The organism is Winogradskyella sp. ECml5-4 (genome assembly GCF_036903175.1).
Classification (GTDB): Bacteria; Bacteroidota; Bacteroidia; order Flavobacteriales; family Flavobacteriaceae; genus Winogradskyella; species Winogradskyella damuponensis.
Map to the genome: position 1 here is coordinate 268,838 of NZ_JAYJLF010000007.1, position 26,804 is coordinate 295,641.

The following is a 26,804-nucleotide window of genomic DNA, read 5'->3' on the forward strand; positions in this document are numbered from 1 at the left end:
AAATCTCTTTTAAAAATGAAAAAACAAATTATTTACATCTCAATCGCTATGGTAATAGGAGCTTTTCTAGTAGGTGTTTTTAGTGCTTTTTATGATAGCTATACAGCTGATGAAATCACGGTAAATCAAATTGAAGCCTCTTTAAATACGCATTGCCATTGCGAGAACATTTCAAAGGATATGTATTCTAAAGGAGTGCAGTATTCTAAAGCTAAAGGATTTTCTGTAGAGCACGTAAGTTTCAGTTTAATTAACTGCAAATACGAATCCTTACAAAAAGAAGCCAATCGGATTCATCAATTATTAGTAAATGATGTAGAAGCTCTTGAAAACTTCAACTTAATAAGTCTAGATATTATTTCAGAAGATAGGCACGAAACAATAACAATCAAAAACGGTCAATTAGAAATTTAAAACAATATGGTATCCCTAATCAAATTAATTATAGAAACTTTAATAACAATATTAAGCTAAATCATAATCATTAATAAACTAAAATCATGAGAAAATTAAATCAAATCACGTTCATCATTGTTGTATTTATCGCAACAACATTTAACATAGTAGCTCAGAATAATCCCAAAACTAATTTGTGGAAAATAGAAGGAGATAATATTAAAACGTCTTACCTATTTGGTACCATACATATGATACCTAAAAAGGATTTTATTATAAAGGATAAAGTACAAAAGGCTTTTGAATCTTCAGATAAAGTGGTGCTAGAGATTGATATGGATGATCCTAATTACAAAGTAGATTTTATGAAATTATCAATGTTAAACGAAGGTGAATCGTTAAAAACGTATATGTCTGATGATGAATTTAAAACATTAGATACTTACTTAAAGGAGAAGACAGGTGTAGGCGTTAATAATTTCAATACGTTTAAACCCATGATGTTAATGTCTGTATTAACGATGACAGCAATTGGAGGTGGACCATTAGAGAGTTATGAGATGAGCATAATAAATATGGCTAAATCGGCCAACAAAGAGGTGAGTGGGTTGGAAAACATAGCCGATCAGATTAATGCTTTTGACGAAGATCCTTATGAAGAGCAAATAGATACCTTAGTTGAAATGGTAGACAATGGAAATAGCGAAGAACTCTATAACCAGTTGTTACAATACTATCTTGCGGAAGATGTAGATGGCATGTATGACTTTATGGACGACTATATGAATGATGATATTGAAGGCATGAAACGTTTTCTAGATGACAGAAATAATAAATGGATTCCTAAAATGGAAGCTTACTCTAAAGATAATGCGGTGTTTTATGCTGTTGGAGGAGCACATTTAGGTGGTGATCAAGGGGTTATTAATTTACTTAAAAAAGCAGGTTACACCGTTACACCAATATTAGATTAATAAGAACAACAGCAATCAAATTTAAAAAACCTTAGTTTTTAAATTAAGGTTTTTTATGCAAAAACTTAATACTGTTAAATAAATCAATAGCGTTAAAACTACAACCTGTAGCCATGTTCAGTCAGTTTTCATACTAATTTTATAGTATGATAAATTCCAAATCTAATATAAAAGGAAGAGGCGCTCAGAAAAATACACATAATCGTTTTTTTGAGTTGTCTTACGAAATGCGAGATGATTTCCTTGAATTCTGCCAAAAAGAAGGAGAAGTAGCCGACAAAAACAAAACGCAATATCTCAATGTGTTTCCTAAAACTATTGTGAATAAAGTAACGAGTCCAGATATTGGTATGGCTTATTCTATGAATATGTATCAAGGTTGCGAGCATGGCTGTATTTATTGTTATGCACGCAATAGTCATGAGTTTTGGGGGTATAGTGCAGGTTTAGATTTTGAACGTAAGATATTAGTTAAAAAAGATGCATCTAAACTATTAGAAGCACATTTAAAAAAGAAAAGTTGGAACGCGCAGACTATTGTTATGTCTGGCAATACCGATTGTTACCAACCTGCCGAAAAGCAATTTGAGATTACTAGGCAATGTTTAGAGGTGTTTTTAAGGTACAAACACCCTGTTGGTATCATTACTAAAAATGCTTTAATATTAAGAGATTTAGATCTTTTAAAAGCCTTAGCTAAGGACAATTTAATATCAGTAAATATTTCTATAACGTCACTATCAGAAGATACTAGACGAGTTTTAGAGCCGCGGACTACAACGATTAAAAAACGGCTTCAGGTTGTAAAAGAATTAAGTGACAATGGTGTTCCGGTAAATGTAATGTTAGCACCTATCATTCCATCTATTAATAGTCATGAGATTTTACCTATGGCGAAAGCCGTATCAGAAGCTGGGGCTTTAGGTATTGGGCACACTATTGTGAGGCTAAACGGAGCTATTGGAGAAATCTTTACAGATTGGATAATAAAAGCAATGCCAGATAGAGCAGAAAAAGTCTTGCATCAAATTGAAAATTGCCATGGAGGTACACTAAATGAAAGTAGATATGGCAAACGTATGCAAGGCGAGGGGCAAATTGCCAAGCAGATTAACGATTTAATAAAATTGGCGAGGTTTAAATATTTTAAGTATAAGACAATGCCAAAGCTAAACACGTCTCTTCATCAGCCTTGTAAAGATGGTCAAATGAAACTCTTTTAAACAAAAAAAAGTGGGTATTAGAGAACCCACTTTTTTAACTAAATAAATAAAACTAATTTATAAACAATCAATTTATAATTTAAAATCTTCAACAAATACACGGCCATTTGCTCTAATGATAGCTGTGTAGTTACCTTTAAGGTTTTGATCTAATTTGTATACGCGATTTAGAATCTCTTTTCCTTTTATAGTTTCAGTATGGATAAGGTCATTTTCAAAATATAACTCTATAACCATTTCATTAGTATCCATGGCTAATTTTGAGATGATAACTTTAGAATCTTCAGATCTAAATACAGGCTTAAAGATTTTTTTATTTGAAGTTTCTAAATAAGTAACCTTGTTGTTTTTTACTTGTATTGAGTTAATATCAATTTCAAAGTCTTTATTCACTTCAACAGTGTAAATACCATCTTCTAATTGTGAAAAATCATAAAGCTTTTCTATATTTCCATTATAGTTAATACGTCCACTGTAAACAACTTCTCCTGCCTTATTAGATACAGAAATATGGTCTCCCTTGCGTAAATCTTTAGAAGGTGATGTTGTGTTTATTGTTGTGTTTGCGTAGCTTGTGCATGTTCCTAACACCACTGCTAATACTAAGATGTTTTTTAATAATGTTTTCATAATCTTTAATTTTAATCGTTTTATGTTGTTAAAGACATCACTTCAACTATTAACGATTTTATACTGCAAATTTATAGCAGCTTTGCCTTTTGAAAAACAAGCATATTGGTAGATTAGTATACAGAATTAACATGTATAGGGTTTTGATTGAATCAATAGGTTAAAATAGTATATATTGATGGTAATTTGCTATAATTTTATCGAACTCAAATATTTTTAAAGTTAGAAATTCTATTCGCCATACTTTTATTTGGGGTTGATTAGTGTCGTTTTAAATAAAAAAAAGTGGACCTTAAGTGGCCCACAATCAATTATGTAATTCTAAATTTAGAAAATAGAATAATCTATATTTTAAAGTTTTTAGTAAATACTCTGGCGTTGGATTTAACAACTGCTGTATATTCTCCTTTAATAGTATGGTCTAATTTGTAAACTCTATTTAGTACTTCTTTTCCATTTACCGTTTCTGAATAAATTAATTCGTTATTGTAATATAGCTCTATGTCCATTTTTGGATTGTTTAAAGCTATTTTGGAGATTATAAGTTTGTCGTTTTGAACTCTAAATACAGGTTTGAAAATCTTTTCATTTTTAGTATTTAAAAAATGTACCGTATTGTTTTTAACTTCTACCGTATTAATTTCAATTTCAAAATCCTTATTGATTTCAATAATATATATACCATCCTTTAATTGTGAGAAATCGTATAGTTGTCTAATATTACCATTAAAGTTAATAAGACCACTAAATACAATATTTCCGCTAGCGTCAGTAACCGATATGGAATTCCCTTTTTCTACACTATTAAAAGAAGGTAATACTTCTAATGTTGCATTTGCGTAGCTCGTAAATGTGCCTAACATTACAGCTAATACTAAAATGTGTTTAAATAATGTTTTCATAATATTTCATTTTTTAGGTTAAAACTGAAATCGAAGTGGTTATTTACAACTCCAGCTCAAATGATTTTATACGACAAAGGTATTGCCAATATTACTTGTGTAAAACATTGATTTTGGCACATTTATATACATAATTAACTTTATGTGTCGTTTTATTATTATATTAGGTTAAAATAGCGCACATTATTATCAATCTGCTATAGGTTTTAAAATGTAGGAGAATTAAATTTGCAATAATTGATATGTTATGAATACAAGAAAACCTACTTTAGAAAAAATAAGCCCTGAATTTGGTAGTTCTATTTTAGTTAGAAAGCATCAAATAGACTCTTATAAAGAAGAAAAGAAGCCGTTTTGGCATTTTCATCCCGAGATAGAATTAGTTTATGTTAACAAAGGACAGGGTAAGCGCCATATAGGAAATCATTTGTCTTATTTTAATAATAGTCAGCTGTTATTAATAGGATCTAATTTACCGCACAATGGTTTTACGGATCGATTAACCATAAATGGCTCAGAAACCTTAGTGCAGTTTAAACCTGAATTTTTAGGAGATCATTTTTTTGATATTCCAGAAATGGAAGCGATTAATAAAATGTTTGAATTGTCTAAGAAAGGCATTCTATTTGGCGTTAAAACAAAGCAAAAATTAGGAAAGAAGATTGAAAAGTTAAATGAAAAAGAAGGCTTTAAAAAAATCCTAATTTTATTAGAGGTGTTGCATGGTTTGGCTAAATCTGAAGATTATACCATTTTAAATGCAGATGGTTTTGCTTTTGAAACAGAACCACAAGATAGTGCTAAAATAGATGTCATTTTTAAGCATGTTAACCAAAACTTTAAAGAACATATTAGTTTAGATGAGATTGCAGATAAAGTGAGTATGACGGTTCCAGCGTTTTGTCGCTACTTTAAAAAAGTAACAGGTAAAACATTTACAAAGCTAGTTAATGAATACCGTATTGTACATGCCACAAAATTACTTTCGGAAAGCCAAATGAGTATTACAGATATTAGCTTTGAATGTGGTTTTAATAATTTTTCGCACTTTAATAAATTGTTTAAAGAGTTTACAGGCAAAAGCGCTTCTAAATATAGAAGTGAATTAAAATTGATGTTGCAATAATCAAATTTTGATACTTATGGAAGATAAAATAGAGGCTACAATTACCTATTATACCAAGAAAGGCCAAAATATTTTAGATGCTGTAAATGCAAATAATAATTTAACCGCTGATGAGATTATTCAGTATGGTGAGGAAATGGCAGCTATAGAGTATAATTTAATAGCTCTAGAAGTGGCAAAAGAGAATTGAATGTTTTATTTTTTAGATTAAATCTGAATTTTAAACACTACTTATGAAACATTTACTTTACGATTTGATTTCCAGTCTTTAAAAATTATATTTGCGCTTCAAAAAACAAAAAAATATAATATTATGAATTTAAAATTTTTACCATTTTTCTGCATTTTCTTACTTGTTTTTACGAATTGTGATGATTCAACTTCAGATGAGTTTGATGATGCCAATCCGGACGCTGTAGCAAGGTATATTGAAACAATTGCTATTGTTTCAGCTCAAGATGCTGACGAAGACACAACAATAACTGTTAATTACGATGCTAACGACAGAGTGTCGTCAATAACTGACGGAATAGACAACAGTATTTTTGTATATGATAATAATGAATTAACGAATATTAGTGGTCAAGGTGATAATTTGAATATTGAAGAACTATATGAATCTCCATACGATGCCTTTGAAACTGGTGAAGTAATGCAATATGATGATAATGGAAATCCAACCTTAATTAAGTTTTTTGAATATGAATATGATTATTTGAATGATACTGAAGAAATGGTAGAATATACTGCGGAAGTTGAATACGACTCTAATCCTAATCCATATTTTTACACCTTACAAGCTGCAGGAATTATTTCTGTTCTAGATAATGTTGAATTAAATTTATCAATGAACCCAACAAGTCCAGAATTGGTGCAGGCAAGATTACTATTTCCTCTTAATAATATTACAGGTATCACCTATAAAGACGAGGATGGAGTTGTTGTCTTTGATATTAATGCAGACTATGTTTATAATAGTGATGATTATCCAATATCAGGAACTTTAACTGCAGTAAGTTATGACGAAAATTATGAAGGAGAACAAGAAACAGAAACTAGTATTTATTCATCTAGCTACACTTATAGAGATTAAGCTCAATTAGATATTTTATACAAAAGCCATGATTTTAATTCGTTAAATCATGGCTTTTTTTTATTTCTCACCTTCCCATTCAGCATAAAACTGTTTTAGAAAACCTTCCATATACTTGTGGCGTTCTAAAGCAATGCGTTGTCCTGTTTTAGTATTCATCTGATCTTTTAACAATAACAATTTTTCGTAAAAATGATTAATTGTTGGTGCTTCTGAGTTTTTATAGTCTGCCTTAGTCATGTTAAGATTAGGCTTAATGTCTGGATTATGGAGCGCTCTGTTTTTAAACCCTCCATAATTAAAACAACGTGCAATACCAATAGCACCAATAGCATCTAAGCGGTCGGCATCTTGAACTACTTCCATTTCTTTAGACGTAAAAGAGGTATTTAAATCAAATGAATTTTTAAAAGACATGTTATTTATAATCTGAGTCACATGCTCAATAATTTCACTGTCTACATTGTGTTTTAATAGAAATGTACTGGCTATTCTAGAGCCGAGTGCTTCATCTCCGTTATGAAATTTAGGATCTGCAATATCATGAAGTAAAGCTGCTAACGAGACAACTGTAATATTTACATTTTCGTGCTTAGCAATTAATAAGCTGTTTTTGTAAACGCGTTCAATATGAAACCAATCGTGGCCACCTTCAGCATTCTTGAGTTCGGTTTTAACGAAATCAATAGTAGCTTCAATGAGTTGCGCATCAGAAATTGTCATACGAAATTATTACGCAGGATCTACCCATTTAAATTGATAAGAATTCTCCGGAATCTTCATGCGCTCAGACAAACGATACATTCTAGGAGGTAGTTTCATTAAGTAGTCTCTTGCTTTTTCGGCTTCCTCATTAAGTCCGGTCATTTTTCCTATTTCCCAACGGTCAATTAGTTTCTGTAAGATATCTACATAATCGTTAGACGTGTATACGCCAAGACGTTGTGCGGTGTTAGAAAATTCTTCAAAAGCCGTACCAATACTCTCGCCAGATTCTCTTAAAAAGTGTGCTGGCATCGCAATTTTGCGTTTCATCATATCATGAAAAGCCATCATCATCTGGTTAGGGTCTATAGCAAAAATGCGCTCTACAAATTCCGAATACGCATGGTGGTGGCGCATTTCGTCTCCTGAGATGATTTTACACATTTTAGCCAATTGTTTATTGCCTTTTTGTTTGGCAATTTTAGCGACACGGTTATGAGAAATATAGGTTGCTAACTCTTGAAAGCTTGTGTATACAAAGTTTTTATAAGGATCTCTGCCTGTACCAATATCAAAACCGTCATTAATTAAATATTGAGTCGTTTTTTCAATCTCACGCATATTTACTCGACCAGATAAGTACAAGTATTTATTTAAAACATCACCATGTCTGTTTTCTTCACCTGTCCAATGTCTTAGCCATGTAGACCATCCATTGCGTTCAATTTGGCCTACACCTTCAACGTCCATAAGCCATGATTCGTAACTTGGTAAGGCTTCTTCAGTAATCATATCTCCAACTAAAACAACCCAAAAATCGTAAGGTAGTTCTTTAGATAATTCTCTAATTTCTTTAACCTCTTCATGAAAAGAATCTTTTGTAGAGTCTGGTAGGAAATCTGTAGGTTGCCAGATTTTTTCAACAGGAATTAAATATTTTTCAATCAGCGATTGTACATCTTTTTCGAGATGCTGCATCACTTCTAATCTTACATTTTTTAGAGACATCTTAATGGTGTTTTTGGTAATTAATTCTCAATAGCAGCAACAATGGTTTGTTCTACTTGCTCAATTAATTCAGTCTTATTTGTAAAGTTAATAATTTCTAAGGGCTTATGAACAGTAAATTTCATATGATTTCCTATTCCCATTGGGAAATTTCCGTAGCGTAACATTTTCCATGAGTTATTAACTGTAATAGGAACAATGAGTGCAGAAGGTATCTTTTTGATTAACATTTCTAAGCCTTTGGTTTTAAATGGTCTTGGAACCCCATTCTTACTTCGCGTACCTTCGGGGAAAATAACGGCTGCTCTTTTTGTTTTTTCAATATAGTCTCCAAAGGTCATCATTGCAGATAGCGATTGTCTCGCATCTTTTCGGTCTATTAAAACAGAGCCTCCGTGACGTAAATTATAGGAAACACTTGGGATTCCTTTTCCTAATTCTTTTTTAGAAACAAATTTTACATGGTGCTTGCGCATATACCACATAATAGGAGATATATCATACATGCTTTGGTGATTACAAACAATAATTAAGGGTCTGTCTGTACTAATATTATAAGGATTGTAAAATGAGATTCTAGTGCCCAAAAGGTTAAGGCAGCGCATAATAAAAAATTGTAGCCAATCTACACTAATCTTAAGTGCTTTATAGCCAAATACATTAAAGCTAATCCATTGGATTATATGAAATATAACCAAGGTTAACCCAAAGCATAAATAAAATATAATAGAAAGCGGATAGGCTAGTAGTTTTCTCATGTAACAAAGGTAATCATTGCAATTTATGTACAAAAAAACCACGATAAAAATCGTGGTTTAAATACTTCGTTTTTTTATCTTTTAGCAATGCTCGTTATATGCATCTTTAAGATTTTCTGCAATTAATTCTGCAGGACGACCTTCAATATGGTGGCGTTCTAACATGTGTACTAGCTCTCCGTTTTTAAACAAAGCCATACTTGGCGAGCTTGGAGGAAAAGGCACCATGTGTGCTCTCGCTGCATCAACAGCTTCTTTGTCTACACCTGCAAAAACAGTAACGATATGATCTGGTTTTTTAGGGTTTTGTAAACTTGTTTTAGCTCCTGGTCTAGCATTTGCTGCTGCACAACCACAAACAGAATTTACAACCACTAAGGTTGTACCTTCTTTAGCAATAGCATTTTCTACAGCTTCTGATGTGTGTAATTCTTCAAAACCTACGCTGGTTAAATCCTCACGCATTGGTTTTACTAATTCTGCTGGATACATATTTTTAAATTTTAATTTATCTATTTTGAATTGCAAAGATAATGAAAATATGTCGGCAGTCCTTAGTCTTCAGTAAGCAGTTTGAATTGTGGTATTTTGGTTTTCAATAGTACTAAAAACGTTGAATAAAAACTGAGACTATCTATTAAAAGTGTATTGAAAACCGTCAGAAACCATACCTTCATCTAAAATGAGTTGATTAATGGTTAAACTTATAATTCTTAAATCTGTATTCTCAATAACTACAGTGGTGTCATTAGGAGTTGTTACGACTTCATAACTATAGGTTCCAGAAGGGTAACCACTATGTATAGCATTACTTGTATCATTATTGGTAACGGTAATTTCAGAGGGTTCATTATTAAAATGCCATGTAATTATACCCGATTCAAAATCGTCATTCACACCTGCTAAACCACCAGTAACATTAACTAAAGACCACGTTGCATGAAGTGTTGGTGCTGGGTTTTGTTGTGTATCGTCATCACTATTGCAACTTAGTGTAAGAAGCATCAAGGCTAGAATATAAAAAGAAGTTTTCATAATATTAAGGTATTGGTTATGCCTATAAGATACAGATTTATACACATGGTTGCGCACAAAACGTAACAAATTACATTTTCATCCAACTAACATATAGTATATTTACAGCTTTAGAAAATCAAAAATATAATATGAGTTTTGCAAAATGGATTGGTGGTGCTTTAGGTTGGTCTTTTGGTGGTCCAATAGGCGCTATTATAGGATTAGCTTTGGGTAGTTTTGTCGATAATTTAACAGATAGCGGTACGCCTTTAATAGGTGATCGTCAATCGGGAAGACAGCGCGATACGTATCGAAAAACACCAAATTACGGTCAACGTACATCACGATCACAAACACAATCTGGTGATTTTGAAGTGAGTCTTTTGATTTTAGCATCTATTGTTATTAAAGCCGATGGAAAACAAGACCAACGCGAATTAGATTTTGTACGTCAACAATTTACCAATATGTACGGTAAAGATAGAGCGAATAAAGCCTTTGAGTTGTTTAAGCGTGTTTCCAAACAAAATATATCTACACGCCAAGTGTGTTTGCAGATTAGGCAAATGATGGATCATGCGTCGCGATTACAATTACTTCATTTTCTATTCGGAATTGCAAAAGCAGATGGTTTAGTTACTGAAGACGAATTACGTCAAATCTATACAATAACAGGGTATTTAGGAATTAGTAATAGAGATTACGAAAGCATAAAAGCCATGTTTTATAACAGTAGTGATAATGCTTATAAAATCTTAGAAATTGATAAGTCAGTTTCTGATACGGAGGTTAAAAAAGCATATCGTACTATGGCTAAAAAATACCACCCAGATCGTGTCGGTCATTTAGGTAAAGAACATCAAGAAGGTGCAGAAGCTAAGTTTAGACAAGTGCAAGAAGCTTATGAGCATATTCAGAAGGAACGTGGGTTTAAATAAGTCTATAGTTGTTAGAAGACAATAGGATGTTATAAAAGTTTATTCTTTCCTTTCTTTTTCTTTCTGTCGTTTTTCAATGTATTTAAAGTAGCGTTGTGTTTTATACTTGTTATAGATAAAAACACATAGGACAATAAACCCTAAAAGGATTAATCCGTTTTTACCTGTAAGATAATTTAATAGGTTCATGATGGTTTAAAAATATTGGCATCTGTCGTTATTAAGTATTGAAGCTTTCAATAGTATTACAAATAAATCCAATTTATCCTCTAAACAAAAAGAAATCATCCTTCATGTCTTCAATTTGCGCATCTTCATTAGTAATAATGTAATCAATGGCTTTAGACGTGAATTCATCTCCTTTTTTAGTTAAGGACACAATATTGTCTTCAATATGAATCATATTATTTTTATTGGCTAAATCGAGAACGGTTTTAGCACGTACTTTTTGCCAATTAATATGCTCGTTGAGGTGATTAACGTGGCGCTCTTCAATTTCATCATGATTCTTTAAGTGTAGTAAAAACGTCAATAAAGAGACTTCGGTACGTTGCTGTTTTTCTCTGTACATAACGGCGATAATACCTTTTGAAGGAGCAAATAAATAGACCAATAAAAAGACTAAACCAAGAACCGTTGTAATAGAACCTGCAATTGAAGCATCTAGCCAATGTGCTACCCAATAGCCAAAAATGGCACTAAAAATGCCGAAACCTATGGCTAAAGCTAGCATCTTCTTTAGGTCTGTGGTTAGTAAATAGGCAGCAGCAGCGGGAGCAATCATTAAAGCGACTACTAAAATAGCTCCAACCGCATCAAATGCACCAACAGTTGTTATGGATGATACAGACATTAATCCGTAATGGATAATCGCTGGTGAAAACCCTAAGGATGCTGCCAAACCTTTGTCAAAGGTGCTTATTTTCAATTCTTTAAAAAATAGAATTAAAAGTGTAATTGTGATGAGTAGAATAGTGCCAACGACCCAAAGTGATTTTGGACCTACATCAGTTCCGGCAATGAGTAACCTATCAAAAGGAGCAAAGGCTAATTCGCCTAATAAAACAGCATCGACATCTAAATGGACATCGTTGGCGTTTTTAGCAATTAGAATGACGCCAATACTAAACATGGCTGGAAATACTAGTCCTATGGCTGTGTCTTCTTTTACCAATCCTGTTTTCTGAATATATTCTACTAAAACCACCGTAATAATACCTGTTAAAGCTGCTAGTAGAATTAATAAAGGTGAATTTAAATCTTGTGTTATAAAAAAACCAACAACAATACCAGGTAAGATAGAATGACTAATAGCATCGCTAATCATAGCCATTTTTCTAAGGACTAAAAACGTCCCAGGAATGGCACAAGCAACGGCTACTAAACTTGCTATGAGCTGTATTTCTAGTTGTGCACTACTCATCTTCGGTAGATAGTTTAGTATATAAATTAGCTGCGGTTTCAAAACCAGTTTTGGTTAAACTCCACATATTTCCATCGAGTTGTACATAATCTTTATCTACCAACTTTTGAAGCGTAGAACGTGTATAACCCTGAAAATTATTCAAAAGTTTTATGGAGTGTGGATGTGAAATATCTTCGTGAGTTTCTGCAATATGATGCATAAATGCGAGTGTTTTATGTAGTTCTAAATCGCGACGATTTTTAATGAATCGGATTTGCTTAAATAATAAGCCCCGACTAGGAGAAAATATAAATGAAAACACGACAAAAACGCCAGCCACTAACACAATAACAGGTCCTGTAGATAAATTATCTTGACTCGCACTAATTGCTGTTCCAAAGACCCCAGAAAAGGCACCAAAAAGTGCTGCTAAGAGCACCATAACTGATAAACTGTTTGTCCATTGTCTAGCAGCAGCAGCAGGAGCTAATAGCATAGCACTCATTAAAACTACTCCAACGGTTTGAAGTCCTAACACAATAGCTAAAACTATAAATGTTGTGATAAGAATATCTATAAATTTAGTATTGAAACCGAGTGTTTGGGCGTAATCGGCATCAAAGAGTAAAATTTTAAACTCTTTCCAGAAGGTAAGCATGACTATAAAACATATTCCTGTAACAATAACCATTAACCATACATCACTTTCTACTAAGGTAGCTGCCTGTCCGAAAAGGTACTTGTCTAATCCGGCTTGGTTAGCATTAGGTTGTTTTTGAATAAAGGTGAGTAACAACATTCCAAATCCGAAAAACAAAGATAGAATTAAACCTAAAGCGGTATCTGATTTTAAGTGGGTTTTGGTGACAATACCTCTAATCCAAAACGTACCAATTAATCCGCTAATTAAAGCTCCAATTAATAACGTATTACTGTCTTTAGCTCCAGTAATTAAAAAAGCAATCGCAATACCTGGTAAAGCGGCATGAGAAATAGCATCTCCTAATAAACTTTGTTTTCTAAGTACAGCAAAACTACCAAGCATTCCAGTAACAGCTCCTAATATGGCTGTTCCAAGTGTGATGGTTCTTAGCGTGTAGTCTGTAAAGACAAGTTCTATGTATTCGATTAAGTTTATGGCCTTTAGTGTTTTATTGGTGTACAAATTTCTATTAGAAACCCATTAATATCTCTTAAATATCCTACTTTTTGTCCCCAAGGTTTTTGGGTAATACTTTCGTATTCAACAGCACCTGCTGCCAATGCGTTTTTAAAGTCTATTTCAATGTTTTCAGTTGTAAAAGCCATTTCAATTCCGTTGGGCTTTTCATGTATTGAAAGTTGTTTAAAGCCTTTTTTTAAGTTTGAATTGCCTAAGGAATGAGATGCAAAAGCGATTGTGGTTTCACCGGAAAGTAACTCTCCATAATCATGCTCTGGTGTGATGAATTTGTTTTGAAATCCAAAAGCATTTTCATAGAATGACATGGTCTTTTCAACATCTTCGACATATAAAATAGTGTATGCGTATTTCATGTTTTTATTGATTTCATGTTTTCAATAGCGTAAGCACTGCTTACTGCGACTGAAAACTGACAACTAATTTTATTCCTGTATACTTACTTTATAGTTAATACCATAAGTTTTCGTTAAATTATCGTCATTAAAGATATCCTTTACAGGTCCTGTGGCAATTTTCTTGACGTTTAAAAAGGTCACCCAATCAAAATATTCGGGCACGGTTTGTAAATCGTGATGTACCACAATAACTGTTTTACCTGCTTTTCGTAATTCTTTTAAAATATTAATGATGGCGATTTCAGTGGTTGCATCGACTCCTTGAAATGGTTCATCCATAAAATAAATTGAAGCATTTTGTACTAAAGCGCGTGCTAAAAAAATACGTTGTTGTTGTCCTCCTGAAAGCTGACTAATTTGTCGACTTTTAAACGCTAACATCCCTACTTTTTCCAACGCTTCAAGTGCTGCTTTTTTTTCTTTTTGTCCAGGACGTTTAATCCAGCCTAGACCTCCATAGGTTCCCATCATCACCACATCTAATGCTGTGGTAGGGAAATCCCAATCTACACTTCCTTTTTGAGGCACGTAGGCAACGAGTTGTCGTTGCTTTTCGTATGGTTTTCCGTAAATGCTAACACTTCCAGCAATAGGTTTTAGTATCCCTAAAATCGATTTTATAAGTGTAGATTTTCCTGCGCCATTAGGTCCAACAATAGCCATTAAAACTCCTTCTGGGATTTCTAAATCGATGTCCCAAAGTACAGGTTTGTAGTTGTAGGCAACGGTAAGGTCGTCTACTTTTACAGCAATTACTCCTGCGGAAGCAGGAGTCTTATCAGTAGTATCGTTGTTTTTTATATTTTCCTTTGATTCTATTTTCATTTTTGAGATTTAACTCTAATTTAATGAGATTCCTGCCTTCGCAGGAATTTTATTTTAAAGCATTTACAATCGTGTTTACATTATATTCAAACATACCAATATAAGTGCCTTCTGCTGTGCCTGCATTTCCGAGCGCATCAGAATACAAGGTGCCTCCAATTTTTACATCGTGTCCTTTTGATTTTACTGCAGCTTGTAAGGCTTCAATTGTTCGTTTAGGTACAGAACTTTCTACAAATATGGCTTTGATTTGTTTCTCGATAATAAATGTAGCCAATTTTTGAACATCTTGTACACCTGCTTCAGTTGCTGTAGATATGCCTTGTAAACCAACCACTTCAAATCCGTAAGCTTTTCCAAAATAATTAAACGCATCATGAGCAGTTACTAATATTCGTTTTTCCTTAGGAAGTGTTGTTATAATTTGCGTGATGCTAGTTTGAAGTGCTTCTAATTTAGTAAGGTATGCGTTTTTGTTGGCTTCAAATGTTTTAGCATTCTCAGGGTTTCTTTCAGATAAAATGGTCGCTGTTTTTTCTGCAAATTGTTTAAAGTAATTAATATCGAACCAAACGTGCGGATCAAAATTTGAAGCAAAATATTCAGAACCTATTAGTGTACGCTTGTCTAAAGCATCTGCTAGAGCGATTGGAGTTTTTGTTTTGCTGCCCATTTTTTCAAAAACTTCTACGAGTTTACCTTCTAAATGTAGCCCGTTGTAAAAAATAATATCTGCCTTAACCAGTTTATTAACATCTCCTTCACTGGCTTTGTAGAGGTGTGGATCTACTCCGGAACCCATTAAACCTTGTACATTCACCATATCACCACCAATATTTTGAACCAAATCGGTTATCATGGTCGTAGTGGTTACAATATTGAGTTTGCCGTTATCTTTAGATTCATCCTTACACGCCGTAAAAATGAGCGTGATAGCTAAGAAGAAAATTATTTTTTTCATATATCTAAATATTTATTACGAAGGTACTAAAATTGTATGATTAATTTAGGTTATATCTCATTCCAAAGAATAATCTTATACCTTGGTTGGGTCCATAAACATATGACGGGTCAAATGTTAGTGCGTATGGATTGTCTGTTGTAGGAATGACATCACTATCTCCATTAAATTGAACGTTTTCATCAAAAGGATCGTTTGCTCTAGCGATTATAAAAGGGTTTCCTTTATTTGGTGTCCAGTTTAATAGGTTTTTTACTCCAGCATAAATTTCAAGATTATCTAAACCATCATAGGTTGCTTGTATGTTTTGAATGCTCCACGTTGGTGAATACTCTTGTCTTGGATCTAAATCTCCTAACAATGGCAATCGCATTGGTCCGTAAAGATTTCCTGTATAATCTAATGTCAAATTTGTTTTGTAGTTCCTGTAGGACAGCGACCATACGCCAGAGTATTGTTCGGTTAAAATTTGTTTAATGCGTTGGCCATTTTCAGTTTGAGAAACATCTTGATAAGTGGCACCTATAGACGCTTTTATACCACTGCCAAAAACGGCATCGACATTAAAACTAAGGCCTTTAGAGGTGGAGTAACCATCCAAGTTGCTGTATATAATTTTATTAGGATTGGTGTCGTAATCTGGTAGTATAGCGTTAGTAAAATACGTGTACCAAGCTGAGGTGTCAAAAGTAAAATACATACCATTGTCTAGGTATAATTTTTTTAAATAATTAAGTGTAATATTATAGGATTCTTCGGGTTGTAAGGTCTCTTCTATGATAACATCTCTTGCTCCGGTAAGTGCTGCGTGTTCTTCGGTAAATAAATTGACCACTCTAAAGCCAGTACCTGCATTAAGGCGTATAATGTCATTATCAGTGGGTTTGTATCTATAGGCTATTCTTGGTGTAAAAATATTGCCATGTCTGCTATCGTAATCATAACGCATACCAAGTAATAAACTTTGCTTTTTGTTGAAAGCAATTTCATCTTGAATGAATAGTGAAGGCATTGTTACTTCGTCGGCACTTATGGTTGCGGTTGTATTGTCATTATAATAATTATAACGTAATGCAGTTCCGAATAATAAGTCGTGTTTGTCTATTTTTTTATCCCAAATTAGCTGTCCAAAACCAATGCGTTGTTGTGCTAAATAAGGAGTGTTTCCATATACTGAATTTTGATCGTGATCGGAATATGAAAATTGAAAGTTTACTTTTTCACTCAAAGGCAATTCGTAGTCTCCTAAGATTTCAAAACGCGACGTATAGATGCTTTCACCATAAATAGCATCTCCACCTCTATACGTTTTGTTCCATTGAAGTTCACCTCCCCAACGATCCTCATAAAAGTAACGACCAGCCAAAGATAATTTTCGGTTACTTGCCCTTTTAAAATCCCATTTTTGAAATATTGAAATGCGATCTTGTAAAGTTAAATCTGTAAAATTATCATTGTTATTATCTATAAGTTCATCAAACTTAAAGTAGTTAGTACCTACTAAAACAGTTGCTTTTTTACCTACTTGGGCTTTAAAACCAAGGTCTAAGTTGGTTTCGCCCCAACCCGTTACAAAGGCATCTGCAAAGAAACGAGGGGAATTTTCAGGTAATTTGGTAATCACATTTATAAGTCCACCAACAGCCTCACTACCATATAATGAAGATGCAGGTCCTTTAATTACTTCTATTTGTTCAATAAGCGAATTAGGAATTCCAGATAACCCATAAACGGTAGATAATCCACTGACAATAGGCATACCATCGATTAAAACCAGTGTATAGGGTCCTTCTAAACCATTGATGTGAATGTCGCCAGTATTGCAAATGTTGCAGTTTAATTGTGGACGAACTCCATTAACATTCTGAAGCGCTTCAAAAATATTTGGTGTTGGATTTTTCTTTAAAAACGTAGGTGTATAAACTTCTACAGGGACAGGGCTTTCTAATCTTGAAACCGCTTTTAAGGTTCCTGTGATAATCACTTCATCAAGTGCATCATCTTCGTTTAAGTTAAAGGTGATATAGCTGTCTTTGGCTTTAATTATAACTGTTTTCTTTTGAAGAGTATACCCTGTAAAAGAAGCAGCTACAGAATAATTTCCAGGAGCTAAGTTAGGGATGCTAAAAACACCATTCTCATTAGTTATGGCACCTTTATCTGTGTTTTCAATATACACATTTGCATACGGAAGAGGCTTACCGTTGGATAGAACTTTTCCTTCTAAACTAAAAGTTGACTGTGCTGTTGTATTAGCACAAATCATAAAAATAATTATATTAATTAGTCTCATCTTGAATTAATTTTACACAAATATAAAAGTATTTTTAGATTAGTCTAAAAATATTTTAAGAAGTTTAGTTTTTCTATATTTGCAGAACACGATAAACTTATGATTACACTAACAGAAGAAAATTATATTAAAGCGATTTACCACTTAAGTAGTAATGGCGAAAAAACGGTAAATACAAATGCTATCGCTTCTGCTATGCAGACCAAAGCATCTTCTGTTACAGATATGATTAAAAAACTATCTGAAAAGAATTATGCGGATTATAAAAAATACCAAGGTGTTACTTTAACAGATGATGGTAGACGTGTCGCAGTAAATATTATTAGAAAGCATCGTCTTTGGGAAGTGTTTTTAGTAGAAAAATTAAACTTTTCTTGGGATGAGGTTCATGAAGTGGCAGAGCATTTAGAGCATATTAAGTCTGAAAAGTTGATTGACGAACTTGATGCATTTTTAGAATTTCCGACGTATGATCCTCATGGAGATCCAATTCCGGATAAGGAAGGTAACTTTAAGCATATTGAAAAAATAGTTTTGGCTAAAGCTGAAGTAGGTTCTACATACAAATGTGTTGGAGTAGATGATACCTCTTCTAAATTTTTGAAATACCTAGACAGTAATAATATTGCACTTGGCACAATAATTACAGTGAAGCATAAAGAGCCTTATGATAATTCTATAAAGCTAACTTTAGGTGATTCGGAAATAGTAGTCTCTCAAAGTGTGGCTAAAAATTTATACTTAAAGAAGGTTTAATTCCGCTTTAGCTAGAATTTTTACATAAAACGCTAAACTTATCTTAAAATTCCTAGACCTAAGCGTTTTACACTCTAATTTGGTCGATACGTTTAATAAAACCCCAAAATATGTCTTATATGTTTAAGTTTAGTATTGTTTGTGTATTGCTTTTAATTGTTTCAACAAGTTGTAAAAGCGAAAAGAAAGCACCAGTTGAAGTAGAAACCTCTGAGCCTGCCATAGAAAATAAGATGCTCATACCTGTAGAAACTATTGAAGAGGCATATAATAAGGACGTATTTTTGTCTAAAGAAGCTATTGAATTAGATATGGTCATTAGTTTTGGTGGTAAAGAACGCCTTAGTGGCAAAATGACGTATTTAACCAATTCTACAAAAGGAAAGATGGCATTAAATGATGGTACTTTCATTTATTATGATGGCGAAAACGTATTTCATTCGCCAAACCTTAAAAATGATAAAGCAGCGCGATTTGATGCTTACACGTGGATGTATTTCTTACTATTTCCTACTAAGTTGAGCGACCAAGGAACTATTTGGTCTGATGTAGAAAGCGCAAAGCTTAATGATAAAACATACAATTCGCAACGTTTAACGTTTGAAGCCAATACAGGAGATGCTCCAGATGATTGGTATATTGTTTACAGCGATCCAAAAACACATATGATGGATTACGTGGCTTATATTGTTACGGTTAATAAATCTACAGAAGCGGCAGAGGCAGATCCGCATGCCATAGGTTACTCTAATTATAAAATGATAGATGGTGTACCAATAGCACATCACTGGGAATTTTATGAATGGTCTAAAGAGGATGGCTTAGGAAAAGTTATCGGTAATGCAACGTTAAACAATGTAAAGTTTGTAACACCAGATGCTGATACATTTTCTGTTCCTTCAGGTTTTATAGAAAAATAGGAGCAGCTTATTTATTACTATTGTTATTACGCTGTGTAAAGGCTTTTAGGACGAATACGAGAATGATTTCTATACCTATATAGAAAATTCCATGAACAATAGTTAGATTAAATATAGCTACAAATACTAATGCCGAAATTAAAAGACCAATGCATATAAGAATGCCATTTATGAGGTCTTTTAAAAATGTTGATTTATTAGATTTGTAATCAAAAAAGTAAGCGATTGAAATAACAATTAATGACATCCGCAGCCATCATCACCTCCACAAGCTTTAGCCGATTTTTTCTTAGGTGTCCAAATAAATTTACGCACTAAAAAAAGTAAGGCTAAACCTAATGCTACAAAAACTAATATGTTTTGAATAATGGTATTCATAAGTTTGTTTTAGGCTTATTTATATTAAAAGTTGATATGCAACTAAAGCTACAATATAAGCAAAAGCGCTCATAATTACTAATTGATATATAGGCCATTTCCATGAATTTGTTTCCTTTTTTACAATAGCAAGTGTGCTCATGCATTGCATAGCAAAGGCGTAAAATAACAGTAATGAAATACCAGAAGCAAAGTTAAATAATGGACCTCCAAGTATTGGGTTAACTTCTCCTGCCATTCGGTTTTTAATGGTTTCTTCTTCATCACTACCAACACTATATATAGTGGCTAGAGTTCCAACAAAAACTTCACGTGCCGCAAAAGAACTCACTATGGCAATACCAATTTTCCAATCGTAACCTAATGGTCTTATTGCTGGTTCTATTGCATGACCTGCAATACCTATAAAGGAATGTTCTAATTTATGAGATTCTATTTTTTGATTTAATTCCTCTTCAGATAAGTTTTCTGAAGCGTATTGTTCTGTAACAATGGTTTCGGCGTTATTAAAATCGTCTCCAGGGCCATAAGATGCTAAAAACCACAATACAATAGATATGGCAAGTATAATTTTACCCGCTCCAAATACAAAAGCTTTTGTTTTTTCTAAAACCGTTAAGGCAACGTTTTTAAATAACGGTAATTTGTAATTTGGCATTTCAACAACGAAGAAACTCTTACTTTTTATCTTAAGAATTTTATTTAAAATCCAAGCAGAACCAACGGCAGCTCCAAATCCAATAAGGTATAAGAGCATTAAAGTTAAGGCTTGATAGCTTAATCCTAATATTCGTCCTTCGGGTATAACTAAAGCAATAATAATAAGGTAAACAGGCAACCTTGCCGAACACGTAGTGAAAGGAGTGACTAAAATGGTGATTAAGCGCTCTTTCCAACTTTCGATATTTCGAGTTGCCATAATAGCAGGAATAGCACAGGCTGTTCCCGAAATTAAAGGCACAACACTTTTTCCACTAAGTCCAAAACGTCGCATAATACGATCCATTAAAAAGACCACACGACTCATATAGCCGCTTTCTTCAAGAATAGAAATAAACAGAAACAAGAAGGCGATCTGTGGAATGAAAATCACAATACCACCAAGTCCTGAAATAATACCTTCTGCCAAGAGGTTTGTAAATGCTCCTTCAGGTAAGGTGCTCTTTGTCCACTCGCTTAATGAGGCAAATGAACTATCAATAAAATCCATTGGAATACTCGACCAATCGTAAATCGCTTGAAAAATGGTAAGTAAAATGATTCCGAAAATTAAGTAGCCCCAAACTTTGTGAGTTAGAATTCTGTCTAGTTTTATACGTAAGTCTTTTGCCGATTTAAGGTCAATAGTTTGCCCTAACTTTAGTGTTTCGTTTATAAATTGGTAACGTTTTATGGTTTCCTTTTGTTGAAGTCGTTTTAAGTCTGTTTTAGACTTCGTTTTGAAATCTTCAACGGCTTCAAATGTTTTTCGGTCTGTTTTTCCGAAGTTGACATCTTGGGTAATTACCAACCAAAGCTTGTATAATAATTGATTAGGAAATGCTTTTCTTAAGTTATCAAAATAAGCTTTATCTATGGTAGAGGCATCTAAACAAGGTTCAACAGAGAGTTCTTTATGAGTCGCTATTAATTCTTTTAACTTGTCTATGCCCTTATTTTTTCGCGTACTTATTAATGCTATTTTAGTTTTAAGTTGCGTTTCTAAATAATCTAAATTTAATGAAATGCCTTTATATTCCATTCTATCAGCCATGTTAATGACTAAAATTGTTGGAATTTTTAGATCTTTAATTTGAGTGAATAATAAAAGATTTCGTTTTAAATTTTCTACATCACTAACAACAACAGCAACATCAGGGTAATCTTTATCGGTTTTATTTAGTAGTAATTCAATAACAACGTTTTCATCTAAAGATGATGCGTTTAAGCTATAGGTTCCTGGTAAATCAATAATATGTGCTTTTACTCCTCGTGGCAGTTTACAGATCCCTTCTTTTTTTTCAACCGTAATACCAGGATAATTACCAACTTTTTGATTTAATCCAGTTAGTGCATTGAAAACAGATGTTTTTCCAGTATTTGGATTTCCTATTAACGCGACGTTGATTTGCTTACTCATGCGCAGTTTCAATTATAATATGAATAGCAGTTTCTTTTCTAATGGCTAAATGCGTACCATTAATGTTAAGATACATTGGGTCTGCAAAAGGAGCAACTTGTACAAGTTCTACCAAATTACCAGGTAAACAACCCATTTCGAGAAGTTTTAATGGAATATGTATAGAAGATACATCAGTAATAATGCCTTGTTGTCCGCGTTTTAGATCTGCTAATGTCAACCTTATCCTTATTTAGATTAATTTTAAAGAAGCAAAAGTAATAGAAATTTATTAGCTTAAAAAGTTAGTCAATAAATATTTAAATGCTTTACAATTATTTATGAGCCACCAAAAGATTTTAAAGTCTCAATATCTTGTAAAAGTTGGTCAATATCTTCAGGTTTTGTGCCATCGTAAAATCCTCTAATTTGACGGTTTTTATCAATCAACATAAAGTTTTCGGTATGTATCATATCGTAGGCATCTCCATTACCATCGGTTTTTACGGCTAAGTAGCTTTTTCTAGCGAGTTCGTAGATTTGTTTTTTATCGCCTGTAACTAAATTCCATTTTCGATCTATAACTCCTTTTTCTTTAGCGTATTTTTTTAGTTGTGCGACACTATCAATTTTTGGTGTTACGGAATGTGAAAGTAACATTACATCGTCATCGTTAATAATTTCTTTTTGTATTAAAGACATGTGGTCTGTCATTATTGGACATATTGTTTGACATGTTGTAAAGAAAAAATCGGCGACATAAATTTTATCCTTGTAAGTCTCTTGAGTTATGGTTTCTCCATTTTGATTGGTCAAGCTAAAATCAGCTATTTTGTGGTATTTTAATTGGTGTTGAATAGTGCTGTCTACCAATTCTTCGCTTACCATACCAGGCTGATAAACAGGAAGTGGATGTTTTACATTTAATACATTGTATATTATTGCGATGATGATGATACAAAGTATTGAAAAAAAGATTCCGAATTTTTTATACCCTTTAAAAAATGAAAGAAATGACATTACGTGTGTGTTAAAGCTATGTTGAAGGGCAAAAATACGACTGAATCTCAAGAAAATCTTTATTTTTAACATTAAAACTAGCTCTATGAAACGATTTTTTAGCTGCCTTATCTTGGTATTTGCTTTAAATATAAACGCACAAGATTATAATGAGACATTACAAGCTATTCGTTCAGCTGAAGCGAATTCAGCATTACGCCAAATAATGAATGCTCAAAATGCTAATACAGGAAATTACGATGTGAAATACCATCGGTTAGAATTAAATATAGATCCGTCTGTAGCAACAATTTCGGGTGATGTCACTACTTATTTTGAAGCTAAGGAGGCCATGACTGAAATCACTTTTGATTTGGCAGATAATATGATTGTGTCTCAAGTATTACAGCGTGGTAGCAATTTAAGTTATACGCAAAATTCTGATGATGAATTGATTATTACCTTGCCAACTACACAAGCGCAAGGAGTTTTAGATTCGTTAACAGTGAGTTATGCTGGTAATCCTGTGAGTTCTGGTTTTGGTTCTTTTGAGCAGACCACTCATGGTAATGATAATGATCCTATTATTTGGACGCTGTCTGAACCTTATGGTGCCAAAGGTTGGTGGCCTTGTAAGCAAGATTTAATAGATAAGATAGAAGATATCGATGTATATATTACCACTCCAGTATTAAATCCATTGAATAAACCGTATGTGGCAGTATCTAATGGGTTAGAGCAAAGCCAGGTGGTTACAGGTTCTGAGAAAACCACGCATTTTAAGCATGGTCATCCCATTCCTGCTTATTTAATTGCTGTAGCTGTTACTAATTATGAAGTGTATTCCCATGAAGTAGCAAATAATGGAAATCCATTTGATATTGTAAATTATGTCTATCCAGAAAATTTAGCAAGTGCACAAGCGAGTACTGGAGTGACTGTAGATATTATGAATCTTTTTACAAATTTTTTTGAAGAATATCCTTTTGCAGACGAAAAATATGGCCATGCCCAATTTGGTTGGGGAGGAGGCATGGAGCACACCACAATATCCTTTATGGGCTCTTTTAATAGAGGGCTTATTGCTCACGAACTAGCACACCAATGGTTTGGCAATAAAATAACCTGTGGAAGTTGGAAAGATATTTGGTTAAACGAAGGCTTTGCAACATATTTGTCTGGATTGGTTATTGAAGGTTTAGATGGAGCACCTAGTTTTAAATCGTGGAGACAGCAGACCGTTAATAATATTACCTCACAGCCTCACGGCGCTGTATATCTTACAGATCAAGATACTACAAGTGTTAATAGGATTTTTAGTAGTCGCCTTAGTTATAATAAAGGAGCTATGGTTTTACACATGTTAAGAAAAAAGCTTGGTGATACAGACTTTTATCAAGGGTTACAAAATTATTTAGATAGTCCAGATTTAGCTTACGATTATGCTAAAACAGAGGATTTTATTGATGTTATGGAAGCGACAACGGGTGAAGATTTAGATGAATTTTTTAACGATTGGGTTTATAATCAAGGCTATCCAACTTATGCTGTGAATTGGAATCAAGATGAAAGCCAGTTGCAACTTATGGTGTCGCAAACCCAAAGTCATGCCTCGGTTTCTTTTTTTGAAGCCGAAGTACCAATTAGAATTTTAGGAACTTTTGGAGAATCTTTAGATCTTGTTTTAAACAATACTATTAATAATGAACAATTTTTTGAAACGGTCAATTTTACAGTTCAAGAGGTGTTAATTGATCCGGATTACCATTTAATTTCAAAAAACAATACGGTAAGTTTAAGTTCCTCTGATTTTAATTTTGATGATGATATAATTTTATATCCCAGTCCAACAACTTCTGTAATAAACTTTATAAAGCCCGAACATATAGAGGTTGAAACGATTAAAGTGTATAACAGTTTAGGACAATTAGTATTGCAACACCATTGGAGCGCTCAAATTCATTTAAATACTTTAGCGTCAGGTTTATTATTTGTTCAAATTCAAACAAAGGATAAGACAATCATTAAAAGAGTTGTAAAAATATAGCTAAGGTGCTGTTTTAACGTATTCCTATGTTTTTTTTAAATATACGTTTGAGATAAATACATTACTTTTGCACATCGAAATTTGAAAAAGATTACATGGAATTTATTATAAAAATATCTCAATTTTTACTCAGTTTATCCTTGCTTATTGTATTGCACGAGCTTGGACACTTTATACCGGCGAAACTTTTTAAGACTAAAGTCGAAAAATTTTACCTCTTTTTTGATGTAAAATTTTCACTATTTAAAAAGAAAATTGGAGATACTGTATATGGTATAGGTTGGTTACCTCTTGGCGGTTATGTGAAAATAGCTGGAATGATTGATGAAAGCATGGATAAAGAGCAAATGGCACTACCTCCTCAGCCATGGGAATTTCGTTCTAAGCCAGCATGGCAACGTTTAATTATTATGTTAGGTGGAGTTACGGTGAATTTTATTTTGGCCTATGTAATTTATGTGGCTATTTCTTTTACCTATGGAGATACAGATGTTACTACTGACAGTATGAAAGATGGTTTTTGGATTGAAAACGAATTGCTTTTAGATGTTGGTTTTAAAAATGGCGATAAGATATTAGCTATTAATGATGAGAAAGTTGATACCTATTATGACGTTAAGAAAAATTTAGTAAAGGGCGAAAAGTATTCTATAGTTAGAGATAACCAGAAGAAAGAAATTGTGCTCCCAAAAGATTTCTTAGGTCAGCTGTCGTCGGCCGAAAGAAAGAATGGAACTTTTAAGTTACGAATTCCATTTATGGTTGGCACTGTACCAGATACTTCTATAAATAAAAGTGTAGATATAAAAACAGGAGATATTTTACTAGCGCTTAATGGAGAAGAAATTCGTTATTTTGATCAGGTAGCAGATAAATTATTAGAGTATAAGAACCAATCTGTAACAGTTACATTTTTAAGAGAAGATGAAAAAATAGACAGAACCTTAGAGGTAGATAAAAACGGAAAGTTTGGTGTTGGTTTGGCTACTCATAATTCAAGGTTTGCAGAACTAGGTTATTTTGATATCATACATAAAGACTATACCTTTTTAGAAAGTTTTGGTGGCGGTGTAGATAAATTTAAAGAACAAGTTTCTGGTTATTTTGATCAATTAGGAAAAATTTTCACACCTAGTACAGGTGCTTATAAAGGAGTCGGTGGCTTTAAAGCCATTTTTGACGTATTCCCTGACCAATGGATTTGGCAAGATTTCTGGGGCTTAACCGCATTCTTATCTATTATGTTAGCCATACTTAATTTATTGCCAATACCAGCATTAGATGGTGGGCACGTGGTGTTTTTGTTATTCGAAATAATATCTGGAAAGAAACCAAGCGAAAAATTTTTAGAGCGCGCACAAGTGATAGGCTTCTTTATTTTAATAGCTTTAGTGTTGTTTGCCAACGGTAATGATATTTTTAAAGCCCTCACGAATTAATTTTTTTAAAAAAAAATAATATTTCATTTTGTAATAATGAAAATACTGTATATATTTGCATCCGCTAACGCGAAAAATAACCTTCCTCTTTAGCTCAGTTGGTTAGAGCATCTGACTGTTAATCAGAGGGTCCTTAGTTCGAGCCTAAGAAGAGGAGCAAACAAAGCCATTACGAAAGTAGTGGCTTTTTTGTGTTTTGTAGTTAAATGTTAACCATGGATCAAGATCAAAAGTTGTGTTTAAGCAAAGATTGTAGTTAATCTAAACAGAAAGAATTCCACATTCTTGACCCCTCTAAACTGTGCCCTGAACGCTTTTATTTTAGCATTGAAAGA

At 33.1% G+C, this 26,804-nt stretch carries 29 protein-coding genes and 1 tRNA gene; 12 read left to right on the top strand and 18 right to left on the bottom strand.

Features of this window, described 5'->3' with window-relative positions; all coding sequences use genetic code 11:
- Nucleotides 1-15 precede the first annotated feature (15 nt).
- From VDP25_RS08760 to VDP25_RS08770, 3 genes are all read left to right on the top strand, one after another.
- Complete coding sequence (locus VDP25_RS08760) at nucleotides 16-414, top strand: hypothetical protein (protein WP_334468819.1); 399 nt, start codon at nucleotides 16-18, stop codon at nucleotides 412-414.
- Between the two features lie 86 nt (nucleotides 415-500).
- Nucleotides 501-1,370, top strand: a complete 870-nt coding sequence (locus tag VDP25_RS08765; protein ID WP_334468820.1) for a TraB/GumN family protein — start codon at nucleotides 501-503, stop codon at nucleotides 1,368-1,370.
- Between the two features lie 146 nt (nucleotides 1,371-1,516).
- Nucleotides 1,517-2,593, top strand: a complete 1,077-nt coding sequence (locus tag VDP25_RS08770; protein WP_443089855.1) for a PA0069 family radical SAM protein — start codon at nucleotides 1,517-1,519, stop codon at nucleotides 2,591-2,593.
- Nucleotides 2,594-2,665: 72 nt separating this feature from the next.
- Here VDP25_RS08770 and VDP25_RS08775 read toward each other — a convergent pair whose 3' ends face one another.
- Nucleotides 2,666-3,223 (bottom strand): hypothetical protein, encoded by a 558-nt coding sequence (locus tag VDP25_RS08775; protein ID WP_334468821.1) that lies wholly within the window; start codon nucleotides 3,221-3,223, stop codon nucleotides 2,666-2,668.
- A gap of 344 nt (nucleotides 3,224-3,567) precedes the next feature.
- Nucleotides 3,568-4,125: a hypothetical protein gene (locus VDP25_RS08780; RefSeq protein WP_334468823.1), complete on the bottom strand. Its 558-nt coding sequence runs from the start codon at nucleotides 4,123-4,125 to the stop codon at nucleotides 3,568-3,570.
- A gap of 247 nt (nucleotides 4,126-4,372) precedes the next feature.
- Between VDP25_RS08780 and VDP25_RS08785 the strand changes: the two genes are divergently transcribed.
- The 3 genes from VDP25_RS08785 (at nucleotide 4,373) to VDP25_RS08795 (ending at nucleotide 6,344) form a co-directional block, all read left to right on the top strand.
- Nucleotides 4,373-5,251, top strand: a complete 879-nt coding sequence (locus VDP25_RS08785; protein WP_334468825.1) for an AraC family transcriptional regulator — start codon at nucleotides 4,373-4,375, stop codon at nucleotides 5,249-5,251.
- A gap of 16 nt (nucleotides 5,252-5,267) precedes the next feature.
- Nucleotides 5,268-5,441 (top strand): hypothetical protein, encoded by a 174-nt coding sequence (locus VDP25_RS08790; RefSeq protein ID WP_334468827.1) that lies wholly within the window; start codon nucleotides 5,268-5,270, stop codon nucleotides 5,439-5,441.
- A 123-nt stretch (nucleotides 5,442-5,564) separates the two neighbouring features.
- Nucleotides 5,565-6,344 carry a hypothetical protein gene (locus VDP25_RS08795; RefSeq protein WP_334468829.1) on the top strand — a complete coding sequence of 260 codons (780 nt, stop codon included), beginning with the start codon at nucleotides 5,565-5,567 and terminating at the stop codon, nucleotides 6,342-6,344.
- A 60-nt stretch (nucleotides 6,345-6,404) separates the two neighbouring features.
- Here the strand turns inward: VDP25_RS08795 and VDP25_RS08800 are convergent, their stop codons facing one another.
- From VDP25_RS08800 to VDP25_RS08820, 5 genes are all read right to left on the bottom strand, one after another.
- Nucleotides 6,405-7,067, bottom strand: a complete 663-nt coding sequence (locus VDP25_RS08800; protein WP_334468831.1) for an HD domain-containing protein — start codon at nucleotides 7,065-7,067, stop codon at nucleotides 6,405-6,407.
- Nucleotides 7,068-7,076: 9 nt separating this feature from the next.
- The gene (locus tag VDP25_RS08805; protein WP_334468833.1) at nucleotides 7,077-8,057 is read right to left on the bottom strand and encodes an acyl-ACP desaturase; all 981 of its coding nucleotides are present in this window, start codon (nucleotides 8,055-8,057) and stop codon (nucleotides 7,077-7,079) included.
- A gap of 20 nt (nucleotides 8,058-8,077) precedes the next feature.
- Nucleotides 8,078-8,815: a lysophospholipid acyltransferase family protein gene (locus tag VDP25_RS08810; protein WP_334468834.1), complete on the bottom strand. Its 738-nt coding sequence runs from the start codon at nucleotides 8,813-8,815 to the stop codon at nucleotides 8,078-8,080.
- Nucleotides 8,816-8,896: 81 nt separating this feature from the next.
- Nucleotides 8,897-9,307 carry a BrxA/BrxB family bacilliredoxin gene (locus VDP25_RS08815; protein WP_215926607.1) on the bottom strand — a complete coding sequence of 137 codons (411 nt, stop codon included), beginning with the start codon at nucleotides 9,305-9,307 and terminating at the stop codon, nucleotides 8,897-8,899.
- Between the two features lie 138 nt (nucleotides 9,308-9,445).
- Nucleotides 9,446-9,850 (bottom strand): hypothetical protein, encoded by a 405-nt coding sequence (locus VDP25_RS08820; protein WP_334468836.1) that lies wholly within the window; start codon nucleotides 9,848-9,850, stop codon nucleotides 9,446-9,448.
- 131 nt (nucleotides 9,851-9,981) lie between these two features.
- On the opposite strand from VDP25_RS08820, the gene VDP25_RS08825 reads away from it, so the two are divergent.
- Complete coding sequence (locus tag VDP25_RS08825; protein ID WP_334468838.1) at nucleotides 9,982-10,770, top strand: TerB family tellurite resistance protein; 789 nt, start codon at nucleotides 9,982-9,984, stop codon at nucleotides 10,768-10,770.
- A gap of 262 nt (nucleotides 10,771-11,032) precedes the next feature.
- Here VDP25_RS08825 and VDP25_RS08830 read toward each other — a convergent pair whose 3' ends face one another.
- The 6 genes from VDP25_RS08830 to VDP25_RS08855 all read right to left on the bottom strand — a co-directional run bounded on the left by VDP25_RS08830 (nucleotide 11,033) and on the right by VDP25_RS08855 (nucleotide 17,832).
- Nucleotides 11,033-12,193 (bottom strand): metal ABC transporter permease, encoded by a 1,161-nt coding sequence (locus tag VDP25_RS08830; RefSeq protein ID WP_334468841.1) that lies wholly within the window; start codon nucleotides 12,191-12,193, stop codon nucleotides 11,033-11,035.
- A complete protein-coding gene (locus tag VDP25_RS08835) occupies nucleotides 12,186-13,313 on the bottom strand; it encodes a metal ABC transporter permease (RefSeq protein ID WP_334468872.1) in 1,128 nt (375 codons plus the stop codon). Before VDP25_RS08835 ends, VDP25_RS08830 begins: the two co-directional genes overlap by 8 nt.
- 5 nt (nucleotides 13,314-13,318) lie before the next feature.
- The gene (locus tag VDP25_RS08840) at nucleotides 13,319-13,711 is read right to left on the bottom strand and encodes a VOC family protein (protein WP_334468843.1); all 393 of its coding nucleotides are present in this window, start codon (nucleotides 13,709-13,711) and stop codon (nucleotides 13,319-13,321) included.
- A gap of 69 nt (nucleotides 13,712-13,780) precedes the next feature.
- Nucleotides 13,781-14,578, bottom strand: a complete 798-nt coding sequence (locus VDP25_RS08845; RefSeq protein ID WP_334468845.1) for a metal ABC transporter ATP-binding protein — start codon at nucleotides 14,576-14,578, stop codon at nucleotides 13,781-13,783.
- A gap of 49 nt (nucleotides 14,579-14,627) precedes the next feature.
- A complete protein-coding gene (locus VDP25_RS08850; RefSeq protein WP_334468847.1) occupies nucleotides 14,628-15,539 on the bottom strand; it encodes a metal ABC transporter solute-binding protein, Zn/Mn family in 912 nt (303 codons plus the stop codon).
- A gap of 40 nt (nucleotides 15,540-15,579) precedes the next feature.
- Entirely contained in the window at nucleotides 15,580-17,832 is a 2,253-nt protein-coding gene (locus VDP25_RS08855) for a TonB-dependent receptor (RefSeq protein ID WP_334468849.1), read from the bottom strand.
- 99 nt (nucleotides 17,833-17,931) lie between these two features.
- Between VDP25_RS08855 and VDP25_RS08860 the strand changes: the two genes are divergently transcribed.
- Together VDP25_RS08860 and VDP25_RS08865 are read left to right on the top strand one after the other, a co-directional pair.
- Nucleotides 17,932-18,588 carry a metal-dependent transcriptional regulator gene (locus tag VDP25_RS08860; RefSeq protein ID WP_334468850.1) on the top strand — a complete coding sequence of 219 codons (657 nt, stop codon included), beginning with the start codon at nucleotides 17,932-17,934 and terminating at the stop codon, nucleotides 18,586-18,588.
- Between the two features lie 110 nt (nucleotides 18,589-18,698).
- Nucleotides 18,699-19,508, top strand: a complete 810-nt coding sequence (locus VDP25_RS08865; RefSeq protein WP_334468851.1) for a DUF6503 family protein — start codon at nucleotides 18,699-18,701, stop codon at nucleotides 19,506-19,508.
- A 7-nt stretch (nucleotides 19,509-19,515) separates the two neighbouring features.
- On the opposite strand, the gene VDP25_RS08870 is transcribed toward VDP25_RS08865, so the two are convergent.
- The 5 genes from VDP25_RS08870 to VDP25_RS08890 all read right to left on the bottom strand — a co-directional run bounded on the left by VDP25_RS08870 (nucleotide 19,516) and on the right by VDP25_RS08890 (nucleotide 23,004).
- Entirely contained in the window at nucleotides 19,516-19,755 is a 240-nt protein-coding gene (locus tag VDP25_RS08870) for a hypothetical protein (protein WP_334468853.1), read from the bottom strand.
- Nucleotides 19,746-19,886, bottom strand: coding sequence for a FeoB-associated Cys-rich membrane protein (locus tag VDP25_RS08875; RefSeq protein WP_334468855.1), 141 nt, complete (start codon nucleotides 19,884-19,886; stop codon nucleotides 19,746-19,748). The genes VDP25_RS08870 and VDP25_RS08875 overlap by 10 nt, the downstream gene beginning before the upstream one ends.
- A gap of 19 nt (nucleotides 19,887-19,905) precedes the next feature.
- A complete protein-coding gene (gene feoB / locus VDP25_RS08880) occupies nucleotides 19,906-22,005 on the bottom strand; it encodes a ferrous iron transport protein B (RefSeq protein ID WP_334468857.1) in 2,100 nt (699 codons plus the stop codon).
- Nucleotides 21,998-22,231 (bottom strand): FeoA family protein, encoded by a 234-nt coding sequence (locus VDP25_RS08885; RefSeq protein ID WP_115815619.1) that lies wholly within the window; start codon nucleotides 22,229-22,231, stop codon nucleotides 21,998-22,000. The genes feoB and VDP25_RS08885 overlap by 8 nt, the downstream gene beginning before the upstream one ends.
- A 92-nt stretch (nucleotides 22,232-22,323) precedes the next feature.
- Nucleotides 22,324-23,004 carry an SCO family protein gene (locus VDP25_RS08890; RefSeq protein ID WP_334468859.1) on the bottom strand — a complete coding sequence of 227 codons (681 nt, stop codon included), beginning with the start codon at nucleotides 23,002-23,004 and terminating at the stop codon, nucleotides 22,324-22,326.
- Between the two features lie 85 nt (nucleotides 23,005-23,089).
- Here VDP25_RS08890 and VDP25_RS08895 point away from each other — a divergent pair, with 85 nt between their 5' ends.
- The 3 genes from VDP25_RS08895 (at nucleotide 23,090) to VDP25_RS08905 (ending at nucleotide 26,626) form a co-directional block, all read left to right on the top strand.
- Nucleotides 23,090-25,030: a M1 family aminopeptidase gene (locus VDP25_RS08895; RefSeq protein ID WP_334468861.1), complete on the top strand. Its 1,941-nt coding sequence runs from the start codon at nucleotides 23,090-23,092 to the stop codon at nucleotides 25,028-25,030.
- Nucleotides 25,031-25,125: 95 nt separating this feature from the next.
- Nucleotides 25,126-26,469 carry an RIP metalloprotease RseP gene (gene rseP / locus VDP25_RS08900; protein WP_334468863.1) on the top strand — a complete coding sequence of 448 codons (1,344 nt, stop codon included), beginning with the start codon at nucleotides 25,126-25,128 and terminating at the stop codon, nucleotides 26,467-26,469.
- An 83-nt stretch (nucleotides 26,470-26,552) separates the two neighbouring features.
- Nucleotides 26,553-26,626, top strand: a tRNA-Asn gene (locus VDP25_RS08905).
- Nucleotides 26,627-26,804 lie beyond the last annotated feature (178 nt).

Bases quoted from the DNA above. Each gene is read 5' to 3' on its own strand.
- VDP25_RS08770 (WP_443089855.1), top strand. From the start codon at position 1,517: ATGATAAATTCCAAATCTAATATAAAAGGAAGAGGCGCTCAGAAAAAT.
- VDP25_RS08820 (WP_334468836.1), bottom strand. From the start codon at position 9,850: ATGAAAACTTCTTTTTATATTCTAGCCTTGATGCTTCTTACACTAAGT.
- VDP25_RS08825 (WP_334468838.1), top strand. From the start codon at position 9,982: ATGAGTTTTGCAAAATGGATTGGTGGTGCTTTAGGTTGGTCTTTTGGT.
- VDP25_RS08810 (WP_334468834.1), bottom strand. From the start codon at position 8,815: ATGAGAAAACTACTAGCCTATCCGCTTTCTATTATATTTTATTTATGC.
- VDP25_RS08765 (WP_334468820.1), top strand. From the start codon at position 501: ATGAGAAAATTAAATCAAATCACGTTCATCATTGTTGTATTTATCGCA.
- VDP25_RS08780 (WP_334468823.1), bottom strand. From the start codon at position 4,125: ATGAAAACATTATTTAAACACATTTTAGTATTAGCTGTAATGTTAGGC.
- VDP25_RS08890 (WP_334468859.1), bottom strand. From the start codon at position 23,004: ATGTCATTTCTTTCATTTTTTAAAGGGTATAAAAAATTCGGAATCTTT.
- VDP25_RS08860 (WP_334468850.1), top strand. From the start codon at position 17,932: ATGATTACACTAACAGAAGAAAATTATATTAAAGCGATTTACCACTTA.
- VDP25_RS08840 (WP_334468843.1), bottom strand. From the start codon at position 13,711: ATGAAATACGCATACACTATTTTATATGTCGAAGATGTTGAAAAGACC.
- VDP25_RS08800 (WP_334468831.1), bottom strand. From the start codon at position 7,067: ATGACAATTTCTGATGCGCAACTCATTGAAGCTACTATTGATTTCGTT.
- VDP25_RS08790 (WP_334468827.1), top strand. From the start codon at position 5,268: ATGGAAGATAAAATAGAGGCTACAATTACCTATTATACCAAGAAAGGC.
- rseP (WP_334468863.1), top strand. From the start codon at position 25,126: ATGGAATTTATTATAAAAATATCTCAATTTTTACTCAGTTTATCCTTG.
- feoB (WP_334468857.1), bottom strand. From the start codon at position 22,005: ATGAGTAAGCAAATCAACGTCGCGTTAATAGGAAATCCAAATACTGGA.
- VDP25_RS08865 (WP_334468851.1), top strand. From the start codon at position 18,699: ATGTCTTATATGTTTAAGTTTAGTATTGTTTGTGTATTGCTTTTAATT.
- VDP25_RS08785 (WP_334468825.1), top strand. From the start codon at position 4,373: ATGAATACAAGAAAACCTACTTTAGAAAAAATAAGCCCTGAATTTGGT.
- VDP25_RS08815 (WP_215926607.1), bottom strand. From the start codon at position 9,307: ATGTATCCAGCAGAATTAGTAAAACCAATGCGTGAGGATTTAACCAGC.
- VDP25_RS08775 (WP_334468821.1), bottom strand. From the start codon at position 3,223: ATGAAAACATTATTAAAAAACATCTTAGTATTAGCAGTGGTGTTAGGA.
- VDP25_RS08870 (WP_334468853.1), bottom strand. From the start codon at position 19,755: ATGTCATTAATTGTTATTTCAATCGCTTACTTTTTTGATTACAAATCT.
- VDP25_RS08855 (WP_334468849.1), bottom strand. From the start codon at position 17,832: ATGAGACTAATTAATATAATTATTTTTATGATTTGTGCTAATACAACA.
- VDP25_RS08830 (WP_334468841.1), bottom strand. From the start codon at position 12,193: ATGAGTAGTGCACAACTAGAAATACAGCTCATAGCAAGTTTAGTAGCC.
- VDP25_RS08805 (WP_334468833.1), bottom strand. From the start codon at position 8,057: ATGTCTCTAAAAAATGTAAGATTAGAAGTGATGCAGCATCTCGAAAAA.
- VDP25_RS08895 (WP_334468861.1), top strand. From the start codon at position 23,090: ATGAAACGATTTTTTAGCTGCCTTATCTTGGTATTTGCTTTAAATATA.
- VDP25_RS08845 (WP_334468845.1), bottom strand. From the start codon at position 14,578: ATGAAAATAGAATCAAAGGAAAATATAAAAAACAACGATACTACTGAT.
- VDP25_RS08850 (WP_334468847.1), bottom strand. From the start codon at position 15,539: ATGAAAAAAATAATTTTCTTCTTAGCTATCACGCTCATTTTTACGGCG.
- VDP25_RS08760 (WP_334468819.1), top strand. From the start codon at position 16: ATGAAAAAACAAATTATTTACATCTCAATCGCTATGGTAATAGGAGCT.
- VDP25_RS08875 (WP_334468855.1), bottom strand. From the start codon at position 19,886: ATGAATACCATTATTCAAAACATATTAGTTTTTGTAGCATTAGGTTTA.
- VDP25_RS08795 (WP_334468829.1), top strand. From the start codon at position 5,565: ATGAATTTAAAATTTTTACCATTTTTCTGCATTTTCTTACTTGTTTTT.